The organism is Pseudacidovorax sp. (genome assembly GCF_017991995.1).
Lineage (GTDB): Bacteria > Pseudomonadota > Gammaproteobacteria > Burkholderiales > Burkholderiaceae_C > Xenophilus.
In genome coordinates this window covers 1-15579 of sequence record NZ_JAGOPN010000030.1, presented here as the reverse complement: position 1 = coordinate 15579, position 15579 = coordinate 1, and the positions used below count along the sequence as shown (strand labels likewise).

Here is a 15579-nt window from a genome sequence, read left to right as displayed (position 1 = left end):
CGGCATACGCGCCGACTTCCGATGACGCCGCAGCCCACCTTTTTCCGCTCGGAACGCCAATGCCCAGTCGCACGCTGACTGCTGCGCAGGCCCCGTCGGACGCACCACCGCTGCGCGACCCGGCTGCACGCCGCCGCCTGGTCGGCGCACTGGCGGCCCTCGCCATCGCCTGGCCGGTGCTGCAGCTCTCCGAATTCCAGCCCTGGCAGTTGCTGACCAGCGGCAACCTGGCCGTGATCGGCGGCTTCCTCGCCGCCTTCTGGCCGCCCTCGCTGGCCCCCGACTTCCTGGCCCTGCTCGGCCGCGCCACGCTGGAGACGCTGGCCATGGCCACGGCCGGCACCACGCTGGCCTTTGTGATCGCGGTGCCGCTGGCCTTCGCTGCCACGCGGGCGCTGTCGGTGTCGCGCCTCGGCCCCGGTCCGGGCCGGCTGCGCGGTGGCATCGTGCGCCGCACGGCGCGGCTGCTGCTGATGGGCCTGCGCGCCATTCCCGAGATCGTGTGGGCGCTGCTTTTCGTGCGCGCGCTGGGCCTGGGCCCGGCGGCCGGCGTGCTGGCCCTGGCCGTCACCTACGGCGGCATGCTGGGCAAGGTGTATGCCGAGATCCTGGAGTCGGTGGACAACCGGCCGGCCCAGGCGCTGCTCGAATCGGGCAGCAGCCGCATCGCCGCCCTGGCCTACGGCCTGCTGCCCAACGCGGCGCAGGAGCTAGCCTCGTACACCGTCTACCGCTGGGAATGCGCGGTGCGCGCCTCGGTGGTCATGGGTTTCGTCGGCGCCGGCGGCCTGGGCCAGCTGATGGACCAGTCGATGAAGATGCTCAACGGCGGCGAGGCCTGCAGCATCCTGCTGGTCTTCCTGGCGCTGGTGCTGCTCGCGGATGCGCTGTCGAATGGGTTGCGGAAGCTGCTGGCATGAACGGCAATGTCGCCAAGACCCTGCCCCCGCGCCCCGCGCCCTGCTGGCGTTGCCGCGGCGTGCTTTTGTCCGTGCTGGCCGCCATCGTCGCCAGCTTCGTCTGGCTGGGGCTGGACCTGTCGGCGCTGGTCTCGGCCGAATCGATGGGCCACATGGGCCGCTTCGTCGCCGAGTTCTTCCCGCCCGACCTGTCGCCCGACTTCCTGGCGCGCACCGCCCATGGCGCGCTGCAGACGCTGGCCGTGTCGGCGCTGGGCACCGTGCTGGCCGTGATCGCCGGGGCGATGCTGGCGCTGCCCGCATCCGGTCGCGCAGGCTGGCCGGCGCAGCAGGCCGCGCGCTTCGTGCTCAACCTGCTGCGCAGCGTGCCCGAGTTGGTGTGGGCCGCGCTGATGGTGCTGGCCGCTGGCATCGGCCCCTTCGCCGGCGCGCTGGCGCTGGCGCTGCACACCACCGGCGTGCTGGGCCGGCTGTTCGCCGAGGCGCTGGAGAACGCGCCGCCCGCGCCCGAACGCGCCCTGCGCGAGGCCGGCGCCGGCCGCATCGCCGCCTTCGGCTACGCCAGCCTGCCGCTGGTGGCCCCGCAGTGGCTGGCCTACAGCCTCTACCGCTGGGAGATGAACATCCGCATGGCCGCCGTGCTCGGCTTCGTGGGCGGCGGCGGGCTGGGGCAGATGCTGTACTTCCACCTGTCGATCTTCCAGCAGGCGCAGTCGATGACGGTGCTGCTGGGCATGTTCGCGCTGGTGGCGGGGGTGGACGGCGCCAGCGGCTGGGTGCGGCGGCGCTGGGGCGCCTGAAGTGACGACGGCCGCGCTGCGCCGGCAGCCGTCCAGACCAACGCTGGCGGGACCGGCTCATGGCCGATCCCCCTTGGCGCCGCAGCACTGAGACGCCCGCCGACAATCGCGCCCCATGAGCCAGCCCCGTCCCGTCCGCCCGGAAGACCGCCACGCCTTCGACACCGTCATCGACGCACGCTCCCCCTCCGAATTCGCGCTGGACCACATTCCCGGCGCCATCAACTGCCCAGTGCTCGACGACGAGGAGCGCCGCATCGTCGGCACGCTCTACCACCAGCAGGGCGCCTTCGAGGCCCGCCGCGTGGGCGGCGCGATGGTGGCGGCCAATCTGGCGCGGCACCTGCAGAGCCCGGTCATGGCCGAACGGCCGATCAAGTGGCGGCCGCTGGTCTACTGCTGGCGCGGCGGCCTGCGCAGCGGCTCCATGGTGCAGTGGCTGCGCCTGGTGGGCTGGGACGCGCAGCAGCTGGCCGGCGGCTACAAGTCCTTCCGCAAGCATGTGGTCACGCAGATCGACCAGCTGGTGCCGGCGATGCAGCTGCGCGTGATCGTGGGCGCCACCGGCAGCGCCAAGACCCGCGTACTGCAGGCCCTGGCCGCACGCGGCGCCCAGGTGCTGGACCTGGAGGCCGCGGCCTGCCACAAGGGCTCGCTGCTGGGCGCCTGGCCGGGTGTGCCACAGCCGTCGCAGAAGCAGTTCGAGACCCGCATCGCCGCCGCGCTCGAAGCCTGCGATCCCTCACGCCCGCTGTACGTGGAAGGCGAAAGCCCGCGCATCGGCCGTCTTTCCGTGCCGCAGCCACTGGTGGAGCGCATGCGTGCGGCCGACTGCATCGAGATCCGCGCCACGCCCGAGGCGCGCCTCGCCTACCTGCTCACCGACTATGCCTACCTGGGCGACGACCGCGAGGCCCTGGCCGAGCGCCTGGGCGCGCTCAAGGAGATGCAGGGCAAGGAGACGGTGCAGCGCTGGCAGCAGTGGGCCCGCGAGGGCGCGCTGCCGCTGCTCTTCGGCGAGCTGATGGCCCTGCACTACGACCCGCACTACGAGCGCTCGCAGGCAAAGCACTTCCATGCCTGGGCCACGCGACGTTCAGTGGAAGTGACCGCATTGGCGCCGCAAGACATCGATGCCGCCGCCGAGGCGGTGCTCAACGAAGGCTGAGGCCAGGCCTGCCGCGCGCCACGTCTGCGCGGAGTCCTCTCAACGCCGAAGTCGGGCCAGCCGCGAGTCGGCTTTCCATGGCGCTGTGCGCCGCCCGCATGGCTTGAAACCGCCCCAGCGACAGGAATCTAACGGCCGCGGAGCAGGCCATGCCAGGGCACCCGCGGAACTGGCTTCGCCAGGCCGCCGGGTGCGCCCCCCTCCAAGCCGAAGGCGCAAGAGAAGGGGGGAGCCGCGAAGCGGCATGGGGGTGTTTGCCGTCAGTACGCTGCGCCGTGGGCCGCGAGCAGCGGATCGCCCGATACCGCCGTCGACGGCTGCCCATCCACGCCCACAGGCACCTCGCCCACCAGCGTGATGCGGTAGAGCTGCCGGTCGAAGTCCAGGTCGAAGATGTCGAAGGGCGCCACATGGGCGGTGGCGCGGTTGTCCCAGAAGGCGATGGAGCCGGGCTCCCACTTGAAGCGCACGGTAAATTCGGGCCGCACGATGTGCTCCCACAGCAGCTCCAGCAGCTGGCGGCTCTCACGCGGGGTGAGGCCGACCACGCTCTTGAGGAAGCCGGGGCTGACGAACAGGGCCCGCTCACCGGTCTCGGGGTGCACGCGCACCAGCGGATGCTCGCTCACCAGCGTCTTGCTCTGCACCAGCGCCAGGTACTCCGGCGAGGCATTGGCGCCGGCCGGCGGGCTGAAGCGGTGCAGCCCGCGCAGGCCATCGACGAAGCGCTGCATGGGCGCAGACAGCGCACGATAGGCCGCCACCAGGTTGGTCCACTGCGTGTCGCCGCCATAGGGCGGGATCGTCACGCCACGCAGGATCGAGGCCGCAGGCGGGTTGTGCGCGGCCGTGACGTCGGTGTGCCAACCCGTCCACGGGCGCAGTTCGGGCTGGCCTTCGTGGCTGTTCGCGCGCCGGTACTTGGCGATCGAATACAGCTCGGGATAGCCGTCCACGTGGCCGAAGACGGGATGCCCGACGGTCGGATCGCCGAACTGCCGGGCCAGCGCGATGTGCTGCTCATGGCTGAGCGGCTGGTCGCGGAAGAACACCACCTTCCACTGGTGCAGTGCGGCGCGGATGGCGGCCACATCCTGCGGCGGCAGCGGGGCGCGCAGGTCCACGCCATGGATCTGCGCGCCGGTGTGGGCGGACAGCGGCTGCACGCGCACGGCGCTGTCGGGATGAAGAGGGGGGCGGTCGCTCATGGGTGGTCTCCGGTGTTGTTGGTGGGTGGACTGGCAGGCGCGGCCCGTCAGGCCTGCACGAGGCGCAGCTCCGTCAGCAGGGCGCGCACCTCGCGGTATTCCGTCGCCAGCTGGGCCGCGGTCTCCTTCGGCCCCTGGAAGTTGTCCTGCCACTGGTTCAGCGCGAGGAAGTCCGTCCAGTCGGCGGTGCGCGTGACCTCGCGCAGGGCGCGGGTCCAGTAGGCCTGCTGCGCCGCGCTGATGCCCTTGGGCGCCATCACGCCCTGCACCGACTGCCCGACGGCGGCGATGCCCTGCTCCTGCCAGGTCGGCACCCCGGCGAAGACCCCGCCCAGCCGCTGTGGCGAGGCCACGGCCAGCAGGCGGATGGCGCCGGCCTTGAGCTGGCCGACCACATTGGGCGTGGTGGCGGAGATCACATCCAGATGCCCGCCCAGCAGTGCGTTGAGCGACTCCGCGGAGGACTTGAAGGGAATGACCCGCAGTCTGGTCACGTCCACCTGCCCTGCCTTGAGCGGCCGGGCGATGCCCAGGTGGATGTGGTTGCCCAGGGTGGTGGCGATGCCGATGCTGAGCGCGGCCGGATCCTGGCGCAGCCGGGCGATCAGGTCGCCGCCGCTGCGCAGCGGCGAATCGGCACGCACGGCCACGACGACGTATTCGGTCAGCAGCGTGGCCAGCGGCGTGAACTCGGTGTAGGGCACCGGCAGCGCGCCCTGCGCCTCGCTGTAGACCAGGGAGCTGCTGAGCGTGGCCAGCACGTTGGGATTGCGCTCGGCCTGCTGCAGCGCCTGAAGGACCACGATGCCATGCGCGCTGGAGCGGTTGGAGACGACCACCGGCGGGCTGAGGTTCTGCTGCTCCAGCAGCCGTGACAGCTTGCGGGCCGCCGCATCCAGTGCCGCACCCGGCCCGGACGGCACCAGGAACTCAACCCGGGGCCCAGGGGCCCAGGACTCGGCCGCCACGGCCAGCCCTGTGGCGGCACTGCCGGCCAGCGCCCCCATGCCGGCAAGAAAGCTTCTACGGTTTGGAAGGAAGGGCGGCTGCATCATGCGTTGATCCATGGACGGCGGCCCCGGTACATCCGCGAGACCAAACGAACGAATCTAGGCAGTGCGCGCCCCACGCACAAAGAAGCTTTGCGTCTCTGCTTCTGCGAAAAACGAGCAAGCCGGCGCAGGGCCCGCGGCCAAGCCGCCTCAGGGCGTGTAGAGCACCCCGCGCGGCGCCCGGCACAGCCCCCACAGCCGCACGCCGCTGGCGCGCGCCACCTGGACGCCCATGGCCGTCGGCGCAGAGATGGTGGCCATCGCATGGATGCCCACCCGCGCGCACTTGCGCACCAACTCGTGGCTGCCGCGGCTGGACAGCAGCACGAAGCCCGGCGTGCCCAGCCGGCCTTCGCGGGCCAGGCGGCCGATGAGCTTGTCGAGCGCGTTGTGCCGCCCGACGTCCTCCAGCACGTCGCTCACCGTACCGCCCACCGCGGCCCAGGCGGCGGCATGGATGGCGCCGGCCTCGGCGTTGAGGCACTGGCGCGGCGGCATCTGCGCGAAGCCGCGCAGCACGGTGGCCAGATCCACCTGCGGCAGCCAGTCGGGCGGGGGCAGCGGCACAGGCGTGAGGTCCAGCGCGGCGAAGCTCTCGACGCCGCACACGCCGCAGCCGGTGCGCCCCGCCAGGCTGCGACGGCGGCCCTTCAGGCGCTCGAAGGCGCGCGTGGAGATCTCCAGCCGCACCTCGATGCCGGGCATGCCCTCGGGCAGACCTGCAGCTACCGCGTCGATGGCCTCGGCCTCGATGCCGCGGCAGTCCGCGGCCGTGTCGAGGATGCCTTCGCTCAGCGCGAAGCCCAGGGCGAAGTCCTCGATGTCCTGCGGCGTGGCCATCATCACCGCATGCGAAATGCCATTGAAGACCAGCGCCACCGGCACCTCGGCCGCCAGGACGTCCTCGCGCGCCGCGCCTTCGGGCGGCAGCCCGGCCTCGCCCTGCACGCGTACGGGCAGGCGCACGAGGGAAGGCAGCAGCGGTTCGGTGGCGGTGTCGGACATGGCGGGGATAAGCAGGCGGGCGGTCGTTGGCGCGATGACCGAGGCGGACGGATGACGCCACGGCGGGCAGGCGTCGCCGCCCTGTCGGCACGCGTCACGCCCATGAAAAAAGGCCATGGCGCTTGCAGCACCACGGCCTCGGGATTGTGCCCAGCCGGGACGGCCGGCGTGGTGGAAGGATCCACCCGCCGCACCGCCGCCGGGGGCTTGGCGCGGATCAGGCGCGCGCCGCCTGGGCCAGCGCCTCGTCGCGCAGGCGCATGTATTCGCCTTCGGGCACCGGGGCCGCTTCGGGCTTGCCCAGGTCGTTCATCGCCAGCCGGTACGTCTCGCGGGCCGTGTAGCAGGCCACGGCCGAGATCACGGTGATGCCGAAGGCCAGCGCGCCCACGGTCAGCCAGATGTTGGTGGAGCCGGGAGGCGCCACGGCGGCGAAGACGGCCGGCAGCATGGCGGTGATGGCGGTGCCCACGTTCTGCGAGATGGCCATGGCCGACACGCGGGTGCGGGTGGGGAACAGCTCCGGGTAGAAGCTGGGGAAGACGGCGTTGTAGCCCTGGTACACGATGCCCCACATCAGCAGCGACATGCAGATGGCCAGCGGCACGCTGCCGATGCTGATGGCATACAGGTAGCCGAAGGCCAGCAGGCCGGCCAGCACCGAGCCCACGATCATGGGCGGGCGGCGGCCGATCTTGTCGGACAGGTTGCCGACCAGCGGGATCACCAGCACGGCCAGGATGTTGCCCAGCACGGGGATCCACAGGTACACGTCCTTGTGGAAGCCGATGCCGTAGGCCGGCTGCACCGCATAGGCGGCGCCGAAGATGGTGGCCACGACCGGGATCACGTTCATCAGCGACATCAGCACCACGCGCAGCATGTCGGGGGCGTGGTGCTTGAAGGCCTCGGTCACGGGCGAGCGCGGCTTGGCGGCGCCTTCCTGGGTGAAGGCGGGCGTCTCGTCCACCTCGCGGCGGATGATCCAGCCGATGATGATGACGATGAAGCTCAGGATGAAGGGCACGCGCCAGCCCCAGCTGTTGAACTGGTCGGTGGGCATGTAGTGCGCCAGCGGCAGGAAGACGGCAGCGGCCAGGATCTGGCCGGCCTGCACGCCCTGCAGCGTGAAGCTGGCGAAGAAGCCGCGGCGGCCGAAGGGCGCGTGCTCCAGGATCATGGAGCTGGCACCGGAAATCTCACCGGCGACGGCGAAGCCCTGCACCAGGCGGCACAGCACCAGCAGCGCGGGCGCCCACAGGCCGATCTGGTCGTAGGTGGGCAGCAGGCCCACGGCGATGGTCGAGAAGCCCATCAGGAACATGCACAGCACCAGCACCTGCTTGCGGCCGCGGGTGTCGCCCATGTGGCCCAGCACGAAGGCGCCGATGGGCCGCGCCACGTAGCCCACGCCGTAGGTGGCCAGCGAGGCAATGATGGCGATGGCCGGGTCGCCCTTGGGGAAGAAGATCTGGGGAAAGATCAGCGAGGCGGCCGTGGCGTAGATGAAGAAGTCGTAGTACTCCAGCGCCGAGCCGATCCAGCCGCTGGCAGCGGCCTTCTTGGACTGGCGCCGGCCTTCGGGCTCGTTCGCGTGGGAAGAGGTGGACATGGTGCGAGGTCTCCGCTGTGGTGTGGCGTGTGGTTGTGGAACGGATGAGGGTAAGAGGCGACGGCTGACTCAGGCCTGGGCCTGGGCCGCCATGCGGGCGGCGCTGTTGGCGGCGCCATAGCCGTCGTAGGCGCCGATGCGCTGCACGACTTCGAAGAACAGGCCTTCGTCCGCGGCGCGCGTGTAGATGTGCAGGAAGTCGCCCTGCGTGGAGCGGTCGAACAGCACGCCGGCCTCGCGCATGCGCGCCAGCAATGCCGGGTCGAGATCGAAGCGCGTGGGCAGGTCGTCGTAGTAGTTGGGCGAGATCGGCAGGAAGGCGACGCCGCGCGCGCGCAACCGGGCCACCGTATCGAAGATATCCTCGCAGGCGAAGGCGATGTGGTGCACGCCGCCGTCGCCGCGTCGGTTCACCGCGCGGGCGGTGAGCGTGCGCCGGCTGAGCGAGGCATTGAGCACCAGCCTCAGGCTGCGGTCGGCATCGGCCGCAGCGCGGCTGCGCACCAGGCCGAAGGGATCGGCCAGCTCCTGGCTCTCTGCCAGCGACAGGCCCAGCACGGCGCGGGTGAACAGCGTCCAGGTGTCGTACTGGTCCAGGTTCAGGCCCAGGGCCACGTGGTCCACGTGCTGCAGGCCGGCATCGGGCGCCTGCCCCTCGTCCAGCACGAAGTCGGCGGCGAACAGACCGTCGGTGCCGAGCGCCGCGTCGACGAAATGCATCAGGTTGCCGCCGGGCGAGACGATGGCCGGCACCTCCACCTCACCCGGCCCGAGCGGGCTGCGATGGCGCTGCGAGCAGAGGGCGACGGCGCGGTCCTGCGCGGCCTGCGGCTGCGCGGCGCGCAGTCCGAGGGCGCAGACCGAAGGCCCGTGCAGCTCGAAGCGGCTGCGCGCGAAGGAAGCCGGCTCGGCATTGACGATCATGGCGATGTCGCCTTGCCGGTACAGCGTGGCCGCCTTGGACCGGTGGCGGCCCGCGCGGCGGAAGCCCAACTGGCGCAGTTGCACGTCGAGCTGCGGCGCAGTGGCCTCGTCGGCTGCGAATTCGATGAAGGCAACGCCCGCGAAGGCCGGCGCGGCCGGCGGCTCGGCCAGGCCGCGCAGCGTCAGGGCCGAGGCAGCGCGGGCGTCGGGCTCGGACGCCGCGGCGCGGGCTGCCAGGCGTTCGCGCACCTGGCTTTCCAGGTACAGCAGCGAGCGCATCGCGTCCACCGCGGTGCGGCGGTTGGGCGTCTCGCGGAACACGTCGTTGAAGATCTCCAGCGACAGCGGGCCGCTGTAGCCGGCCAGCAGCACCTGCTCGTAGAAGCCCACGACGTCGAAGTCGCCCTGGCCGGGAAAGGAGCGGTGGTGGCGCGCCCACTGCAGCACGTCCAGGCTCATCAGCGGCGCGTCGGCCATCTGCAGGAAGAAGATCCTGTCGCCCGGGATGGCGGCGATGCCGGCCGGGTCGTCGCGCAGCGAGAGCGTATGGAAGCTGTCCAGGATCAGGCCCAGCGCCGGATGGTCGGCGCGACGCACGATGTCCCAGGCCTGGCCGTAGAGCGAGGTGTGGCGGCCCCAGGCCAGGGCCTCGAAGCCCACGCGCAGGCCGCGGCGCGCGGCGCGGTCGGCCAGCGCGCGCAGCTGTTCGGCGGCCAGCGCCGGTGCGTCCACGCACAGCGGCGAGGTGTTGGAGCAGCACAGCATCAGCGGCACGCCCATGGCCTGCATGAGGTCGAACTTGCGCTCGGCACGGTCCAGGCTGCGGGCGAAGGGCCCGGGCGGCATGGCCTCGAAGTCGCGGAAGGGCTGGAACAGGTCGATCGTCAGGCCCAGATCGGCGGCCATGCGGCCCAGGTCGGCGGCCGAGCCGGGGAAGTGCGTGAAGTCGGGCTCGAACAGCTCCACGCCATCGAATCCGGCCGCCGCCACAGCCTCCAGCTTCTGGCGCAGCGTGCCGCTGAGGGAAACGGTGGCGATGGAACGGCGCATGGCGGCAGAGCTTGGGACGAAGAAGGTCGAGGGTCGGCCCAAAGTGGCCGAAACGGCCGCGACTTTAAGAAGACGCGGCCTGCGCCTACAACGTCGCCCGTGCGCAGCTGTTCGCTGAACGCACCTGAGCGTTCGATGATCGCACGCGTCCGGGGTTAACCCTGAACCCGGGCCACCGGTGCGAGCTGCGCGCGATGCGCCGTCACGGCCTCGCGCACCAGGGGATGCAAGGCGGGCGCGTCTGCATCCAGCGCCGCCAGGAAGTCGGCCCGCATCCTCGGCGCCCAGAACTTCTTCAGGTGCTCGGCGATGCCCGCCAGCGCCTCCTCGCGGTCGGGCTGCGCGGCGAAGAAGTCGCCGATGCGATTGGCCATGCGCACCAGGTTGTCAGCGTCCATCGGTGGCGGCCTCCAGGTGGGCGATCTGCTCGGCGTTGAAGCGGGCGTAGTCGCGCTGCCAGGCCGAGCGCTGCTGCGGCTGCGTGACGGGCGCGACCTGCACGGCCGTCACCTTGTACTCGGGGCAGTTGGTGGCCCAGTCCGAGCTGTCGGTGGTGATGACGTTGGCGCCCGACTCCGGGAAGTGGAAGGTGGTGTAGACCACGCCGGGCTGGATGCGCTCGGTGACGGTGGCGCGCAGCACGGTCTCGCCGGCGCGGCTGGTGATGCCCACCCAGTCGCCGTCGTGGATGCCGCGCTCCTCGGCGTCGTGCGGATGGATCTCCAGCCGGTCCTCGCTGTGCCACTGGTTGTTGGGCGTGCGCCGCGTCTGCGCGCCGACGTTGTACTGCGACAGGATGCGACCGGTGGTCAGCAGCAGCGGGAAGCGCGGCGTGACCTTCTCGTCCGTGGCCACGTACTGCGTGACGATGAAGCGGCCCTTGCCGCGCACGAACTTGTCGATGTGCATGATCGGCGTGCCGATCTCGGGCGTGCTGTCGTTGCAGGGCCATTGCAGGCTGCCATGCTGGTCGAGCTTGTCGTAGCTGACGCCCGCGAAGGAGGGCGTCAGCGCCGCGATCTCGGCCATGATCTCGCGCGGATGCGTGTAGCGCATCGGGTAGCCCAGCGCATTGGCCAGCAGCTGCGTCACCTCCCAATCCGCATACGTGGCCAGCGGCGGCATGACCTTGCGCACGCGCGAGATGCGGCGCTCGGCGTTGGTGAAGGTGCCGTCCTTCTCCAGGAAGGACGAGCCGGGCAGGAACACATGGGCGTACTTGGCCGTCTCGTTCAGGAAGATGTCCTGCACCACGATGCATTCCATGGCCGAGAGCGCCGCGGCCACATGCTGGGTGTTGGGGTCGGACTGCACGATGTCCTCGCCCTCGCAGTACAGGCCCTTGAAGCTGCCGCCCAGCGCGGCGTCGAACATGTTGGGAATGCGCAGGCCCGGCTCGGGGCTCAGTTCCACGCCCCAGGCGGCCTCGAACTGGCTGCGGGTGGTGGTATCGCTGATGTGGCGGTAGCCCGGCAGCTCGTGCGGAAAGCTGCCCATGTCGCAGCTGCCCTGCACGTTGTTCTGGCCGCGCAGCGGGTTCACGCCCACGCCCTCGCGGCCGACCATGCCGCAGGCCATGGCCAGGTTGGCGATGCCCATCACCATGGTCGAGCCCTGCGCATGTTCTGTCACGCCCAGGCCGTAGTAGATGGCGCTGTTGACGGGCCGGCCCGTCTTCACGCCCTCGGCATTGCCGGTGGCATAGAGGCGCGCGGCGCCGCGCACCACGGCGGCGGGCACGCCGGTGACGGCCTCCATGGCCTCGGGCGAGTTGTCCGGGCGCGCCACGAAATCTTTCCACGCCCGGAAGGACTTCTCGTCGCAGCGCTCGGCGATGTAGTCCTCGGCCAGCAGGCCCTCGGTGACGATCACATGCGCCAGCGCGCTGATCACCGCCACGTTGGTGCCGGGCTTGAGCGCCAGATGGAAGTCGGCCTGCAGGTGCGGGCCGCGGACCATCTCGGTCTCGCGCGGGTCGATGACGATCAGGCGCGCGCCCTGGCGGATGCGCTTCTTCATGCGCGAGGCGAACACCGGATGCGCCGCCGCCGGGTTGGCGCCGATCACCAGGATCACGTCGCTCTTCTCGACCGACTTGAAGGTCTGCGTACCGGCCGAGGTGCCGAAGGTCTGGCCCAGGCCGTAGCCGGTGGGCGAATGGCACACGCGCGCGCAGGTGTCGACGTTGTTGTTGCCGAAGGCCGCGCGGATGAGCTTCTGCACCAGGTAGGTCTCTTCGTTGGTGCAGCGGCTGGAGGTGATGCCGCCGATGGAATCCTGCCCGTGCTTGGCCTGGATGCGGCGGAACTCCGAGGCCGCATGGGCGATGGCCTCTTCCCAGCTGACCTCGCGCCACGGGTCGGTGATCTTGGCCCGGATCATGGGCGTCGTGATGCGGTCCTGGTGCGTCGCGTAACCCCAGGCAAAGCGGCCCTTGACGCAGCTGTGGCCTTCGTTGGCCTTGCCGTCCTTCCAGGGGACCATGCGCACGACCTGCGTGCCTTTCATTTCTGCCTTGAACGCGCAGCCCACACCGCAGTAGGCGCAGGTAGTGATCACGCTGTGCTCGGGCTGGCCCAGCTCGATGACCGATTTCTCCTGCAGCGTGGCCGTGGGACAAGCCTCGACGCAGGCGCCGCAGCTCACGCATTCGCTTTCCATGAAGGGCTGGTCCTGCCCCGGCGAGACGCGCGAGTCGAAGCCGCGGCCGCTGATGGTGAGCGCGAAGGTGCCCTGCGTCTCCTCGCAGGCGCGCACGCAGCGGTTGCAGACGATGCACTTGGACGGGTCGTAGCTGAAGTAGGGGTTGGATTCGTCCTTGGCCGCCTTCAGGTGATTGGCGCCGTCGAACCCATAGCGCACGTTGCGCAGGCCGGTGACGCCGGCCATGTCCTGCAGCTCGCAGTTGCCGTTGGCCGAGCAGGTGAGGCAGTCCAGCGGGTGGTCGGAGATGTAGAGCTCCATCACGCCCTTGCGCAGCTTCTGCAGCTTCGGGCTCTGGGTGCGGACCTTCATGCCGGCTTCGGCCGGCGTGGTGCATGAGGCTGGGAAGCCCTTGCGGCCCTCGATCTCGACCAGGCACAGCCGGCAGGAGCCGAAGGGCTCCAGGCTGTCGGTGGCGCACAGCTTGGGCACCTGCACGCCGGCATCGACGGCGGCACGCATCAGCGAGGTGCCCTGCGGCACGGTGACGGACTGGCCGTCGATTTCCAGCGTGACTGCCTGCGCGGACTCGCGCAGCGGCGTGCCGTGGTCGGTGGTCTTCAGGTGGTCGAGCATCGGGGGCTCCTTGCGGGTCTCGTTCGTTCTTCGTGCGGAGGTGGCGCGTCAGGCGACGGCGCCAGCAGTGGCCTGCGCGGCGGCGGCCGGCTGCAGCCCGAAGTCTTCGGGGTAATGGTCGAGCGCGGACAGCACCGGGTACGGCGTCATGCCGCCCATGGCGCAGAGCGAGCCGGCCAGCATGGTGTCGCACAGGTCGCGCAGCAGCTCGACCTGCTCTTCCTTGGCCGTGCCCGCGCGCGCCGTGATGCGGTCGATCACCTCGACGCCGCGCGTGGAGCCGATGCGGCAGGGCGTGCACTTGCCGCAGGATTCGATCGCGCAGAATTCCATGGCGTAGCGCGCCAGCCGCGACAGGTCGGCCGTGTCGTCGTGCACCACGATGCCGCCGTGACCCACCACGGCGCCCATGGCGGCGTAGGCCTCGTAGTCCAGCGGCACGTCCCACCGGGACTCGGGCACGTAGGCACCCAGCGGACCACCCACCTGCACCGCCTTCACCGGCCGGCCCGAGGCGGTGCCGCCGCCCCAGTCGACGAGCAGCTCGCGCAGCGTGACGCCGAAGGCCAGCTCCACCAGCCCGCCGCGACGCACATTGCCCGCGATCTGGATCGGCAGCGTGCCGTGCGAGCGGCCGACGCCATAGTCGCGGTAGAAGGCCGCGCCGCGCGCCAGGATGATGGGCACCGAGGCGAAGGTGATGACGTTGTTGATCACCGTCGGCTGGCCGAACAGGCCCGACAGCGCCGGGATCGGCGGCTTGGCGCGCACGATGCCACGCTTGCCTTCCAGGCTTTCGAGCAGGGCCGTCTCTTCGCCGCAGACGTAGGCGCCGGCGGCCATGCGCACCTCGATGTCGAAGGCGCGGCCGCTGCCCAGCACGTCGGGCCCGAGGATGCCGGCGGTGCGGGCGATGTCCACCGCCTCGCGCAGCGTGCGCACGGCGAAGGGGTATTCGGAGCGCACGTAGATGTAGCCGCGCGTGGCGCCGGTGCTGATGCCGGCGATGGCCATGCCCTCGACCAGCACGAAGGGGTCGCCCTCCATGACCATGCGGTCGGAGAAGGTGCCGGAGTCGCCCTCGTCGGCATTGCAGACCACGTACTTGTGGCTGGCGACGGCCGAGGCCACCGTCCTCCACTTGATGCCGGCCGGAAAGGCCGCGCCGCCGCGTCCGCGCAGGCCCGAATCGGTCACCTGCTGCACCACCTCGGTGGCGGGCATGGCGAGCGCACGGCGCAGGCCCAGCAGGCCGCCGTGGGCCTCGTAGTCGGCCAGCGACAGCGGGTCGGTGAGGCCCACGCGGGCGAAGGTCAGGCGCTGCTGGCGCTTCAGCCAGGGCAGTTCGTCGACCACGCCCAGCGAGAGCGCGTGCACGCCGCCCTGCAGCCAGCCGGCTTCGAACAGCTTCGGCACGTCTTCGGGCGCTACGGGGCCGTAGCCCATGCGGCCCTGCGGCGTCTGCACCTCGACCAGGGTTTCGAGCCAGAGCATGCCGCGCGAGCCATTGCGCACGATGCGCACCGGCTGGCCGCGGGCTGCGGCCTCGCGCTCGATGGCGGCGGCCACCTCGTCGGCGCCGACGGCGAGGGCGGCGCTGTCGCGCGGCACGTAGAGGGTGGTGGGGTTCATGCCGTCACCTCCGTCGCCATGCAGGCGCCGATCACGCGGTCCAGCCGCTCTGGCGAGAGCCGCGCATGGGGACGGCCATCGAGCATGGCGGCCGGCGACTGGGCGCACAGGCCCAGGCAGTAGACGGGCTGCAGCGTCATGCTGCCGTCGGGCCGCGTGCCGCCGGCCTCGGGCAGGCCCAGGCCCTCGCAGGCATGCTGCCAGAGGGCCTCGGCGCCCATGGCCTGGCAGGCCTCGGCGCGGCAGACCTCCAGCACATGCCGACCGGCGGGTTCGCTGCGGAAGTGGTGGTAGTAGCTGATGACGCCGTGCACCTCGGCGCGCGAGAGGTTGAAGCCCAGCGCGATCTCGCCCACGACCTCGGCCGGCACGAAGCCCAGCGCGTCCTGCACGTCGTGGAGGGCGGGCAGCAGGCCGCCACGCTGCAGGGCATGGCGCGCGACGATCTCGCGGACCGTGGCCAGGCGCGGATCGGCGGCTTCGGCGGGGGCGCGGCCCAGCTGGCGCAGTCGGTCGCGCAGTTCGTCGGGGGTGGCGAGCACGCGTTCGCTGCGAACGCGTGCGGGGCCGCTGGGCGGTGTGGGGGTCTGGGCCATCGTGGGGCGGTCACCGGTCGCTCGGGCGCCGCGCCAAGGGCGGATGGGCGGCAGCCGGGCGGTGACGCTGGAGTTGTCTCGGGCCGAGTGTCCGCGCCGGGGGTGGCGGTCGCAAATTGCTTCGCGACATGGGGTGATTCAAGGAATGAATGGGCCGGGGGTGTGAGGTGAATGGCGTCGGCGTCGGCGTCGGCGTCGGCGTCGGCGTCGGCGTCGGTGCTGGTGGCTGGTGGCTGGTGGCTGGTGGCTGGTGGCTGGGGGCTGGCGGCTGGCGGCTGGCGGCTGGTGCCAGCGTGGGCGTGGCCGGACGCACGAGAGGCAAGGGTGCTAACC

13 protein-coding genes are annotated in these 15579 nt (G+C 71.1%); 4 read left to right on the top strand and 9 right to left on the bottom strand.

What is annotated here, in order from left to right; all coding sequences use genetic code 11:
* The first annotated feature begins 59 nt into the window (after positions 1-59).
* The 3 genes from KBC94_RS27655 (at position 60) to mnmH (ending at position 2888) form a co-directional block, all read left to right on the top strand.
* Positions 60-920, top strand: coding sequence for an ABC transporter permease (locus KBC94_RS27655; protein WP_294378385.1), 861 nt, complete (start codon positions 60-62; stop codon positions 918-920).
* Entirely contained in the window at positions 917-1720 is an 804-nt protein-coding gene (gene phnE, locus KBC94_RS27650) for a phosphonate ABC transporter, permease protein PhnE (RefSeq protein ID WP_294378383.1), read from the top strand. The genes KBC94_RS27655 and phnE overlap by 4 nt, the downstream gene beginning before the upstream one ends.
* A gap of 115 nt (positions 1721-1835) precedes the next feature.
* Positions 1836-2888 (top strand): tRNA 2-selenouridine(34) synthase MnmH, encoded by a 1053-nt coding sequence (gene mnmH / locus KBC94_RS27645; RefSeq protein ID WP_294378381.1) that lies wholly within the window; start codon positions 1836-1838, stop codon positions 2886-2888.
* A 260-nt stretch (positions 2889-3148) separates the two neighbouring features.
* Here the strand turns inward: mnmH and KBC94_RS27640 are convergent, their stop codons facing one another.
* The 9 genes from KBC94_RS27640 to KBC94_RS27600 all read right to left on the bottom strand — a co-directional run bounded on the left by KBC94_RS27640 (position 3149) and on the right by KBC94_RS27600 (position 15246).
* Positions 3149-4096, bottom strand: coding sequence for a TauD/TfdA family dioxygenase (locus tag KBC94_RS27640; protein ID WP_294378378.1), 948 nt, complete (start codon positions 4094-4096; stop codon positions 3149-3151).
* Positions 4097-4143: 47 nt separating this feature from the next.
* Positions 4144-5151: a tripartite tricarboxylate transporter substrate binding protein gene (locus tag KBC94_RS27635; protein WP_294378376.1), complete on the bottom strand. Its 1008-nt coding sequence runs from the start codon at positions 5149-5151 to the stop codon at positions 4144-4146.
* 147 nt (positions 5152-5298) lie between these two features.
* Complete coding sequence (gene fdhD, locus KBC94_RS27630) at positions 5299-6153, bottom strand: formate dehydrogenase accessory sulfurtransferase FdhD (RefSeq protein ID WP_294378372.1); 855 nt, start codon at positions 6151-6153, stop codon at positions 5299-5301.
* A gap of 217 nt (positions 6154-6370) precedes the next feature.
* Positions 6371-7765 carry an MFS transporter gene (locus KBC94_RS27625; protein ID WP_294378366.1) on the bottom strand — a complete coding sequence of 465 codons (1395 nt, stop codon included), beginning with the start codon at positions 7763-7765 and terminating at the stop codon, positions 6371-6373.
* Between the two features lie 69 nt (positions 7766-7834).
* Positions 7835-9739: a sugar phosphate isomerase/epimerase and 4-hydroxyphenylpyruvate domain-containing protein gene (locus KBC94_RS27620; RefSeq protein ID WP_294378363.1), complete on the bottom strand. Its 1905-nt coding sequence runs from the start codon at positions 9737-9739 to the stop codon at positions 7835-7837.
* Between the two features lie 155 nt (positions 9740-9894).
* Positions 9895-10137, bottom strand: a complete 243-nt coding sequence (locus KBC94_RS27615; RefSeq protein WP_294378360.1) for a formate dehydrogenase subunit delta — start codon at positions 10135-10137, stop codon at positions 9895-9897.
* The gene (gene fdhF / locus KBC94_RS27610) at positions 10127-13018 is read right to left on the bottom strand and encodes a formate dehydrogenase subunit alpha (protein WP_294378357.1); all 2892 of its coding nucleotides are present in this window, start codon (positions 13016-13018) and stop codon (positions 10127-10129) included. Before fdhF ends, KBC94_RS27615 begins: the two co-directional genes overlap by 11 nt.
* 48 nt (positions 13019-13066) lie before the next feature.
* Positions 13067-14650: an NADH-quinone oxidoreductase subunit NuoF gene (locus tag KBC94_RS27605; protein WP_294378354.1), complete on the bottom strand. Its 1584-nt coding sequence runs from the start codon at positions 14648-14650 to the stop codon at positions 13067-13069.
* A complete protein-coding gene (locus KBC94_RS27600; protein WP_294378352.1) occupies positions 14647-15246 on the bottom strand; it encodes a formate dehydrogenase subunit gamma in 600 nt (199 codons plus the stop codon). Before KBC94_RS27600 ends, KBC94_RS27605 begins: the two co-directional genes overlap by 4 nt.
* Positions 15247-15395: 149 nt before the next feature.
* Between KBC94_RS27600 and KBC94_RS27595 the strand changes: the two genes are divergently transcribed.
* Positions 15396-15579: hypothetical protein (locus tag KBC94_RS27595; RefSeq protein ID WP_294378350.1), on the top strand; the 184-nt coding region annotated here is incomplete at its 3' end.

Bases quoted from the DNA above. Each gene is read 5' to 3' on its own strand.
- phnE (WP_294378383.1), top strand. From the start codon at position 917: ATGAACGGCAATGTCGCCAAGACCCTGCCCCCGCGCCCCGCGCCCTGC.
- KBC94_RS27655 (WP_294378385.1), top strand. From the start codon at position 60: ATGCCCAGTCGCACGCTGACTGCTGCGCAGGCCCCGTCGGACGCACCA.
- KBC94_RS27625 (WP_294378366.1), bottom strand. From the start codon at position 7,765: ATGTCCACCTCTTCCCACGCGAACGAGCCCGAAGGCCGGCGCCAGTCC.
- KBC94_RS27600 (WP_294378352.1), bottom strand. From the start codon at position 15,246: ATGGCCCAGACCCCCACACCGCCCAGCGGCCCCGCACGCGTTCGCAGC.
- KBC94_RS27615 (WP_294378360.1), bottom strand. From the start codon at position 10,137: ATGGACGCTGACAACCTGGTGCGCATGGCCAATCGCATCGGCGACTTC.
- mnmH (WP_294378381.1), top strand. From the start codon at position 1,836: ATGAGCCAGCCCCGTCCCGTCCGCCCGGAAGACCGCCACGCCTTCGAC.
- KBC94_RS27635 (WP_294378376.1), bottom strand. From the start codon at position 5,151: ATGATGCAGCCGCCCTTCCTTCCAAACCGTAGAAGCTTTCTTGCCGGC.
- KBC94_RS27605 (WP_294378354.1), bottom strand. From the start codon at position 14,650: ATGAACCCCACCACCCTCTACGTGCCGCGCGACAGCGCCGCCCTCGCC.
- fdhD (WP_294378372.1), bottom strand. From the start codon at position 6,153: ATGTCCGACACCGCCACCGAACCGCTGCTGCCTTCCCTCGTGCGCCTG.
- KBC94_RS27620 (WP_294378363.1), bottom strand. From the start codon at position 9,739: ATGCGCCGTTCCATCGCCACCGTTTCCCTCAGCGGCACGCTGCGCCAG.
- fdhF (WP_294378357.1), bottom strand. From the start codon at position 13,018: ATGCTCGACCACCTGAAGACCACCGACCACGGCACGCCGCTGCGCGAG.
- KBC94_RS27640 (WP_294378378.1), bottom strand. From the start codon at position 4,096: ATGAGCGACCGCCCCCCTCTTCATCCCGACAGCGCCGTGCGCGTGCAG.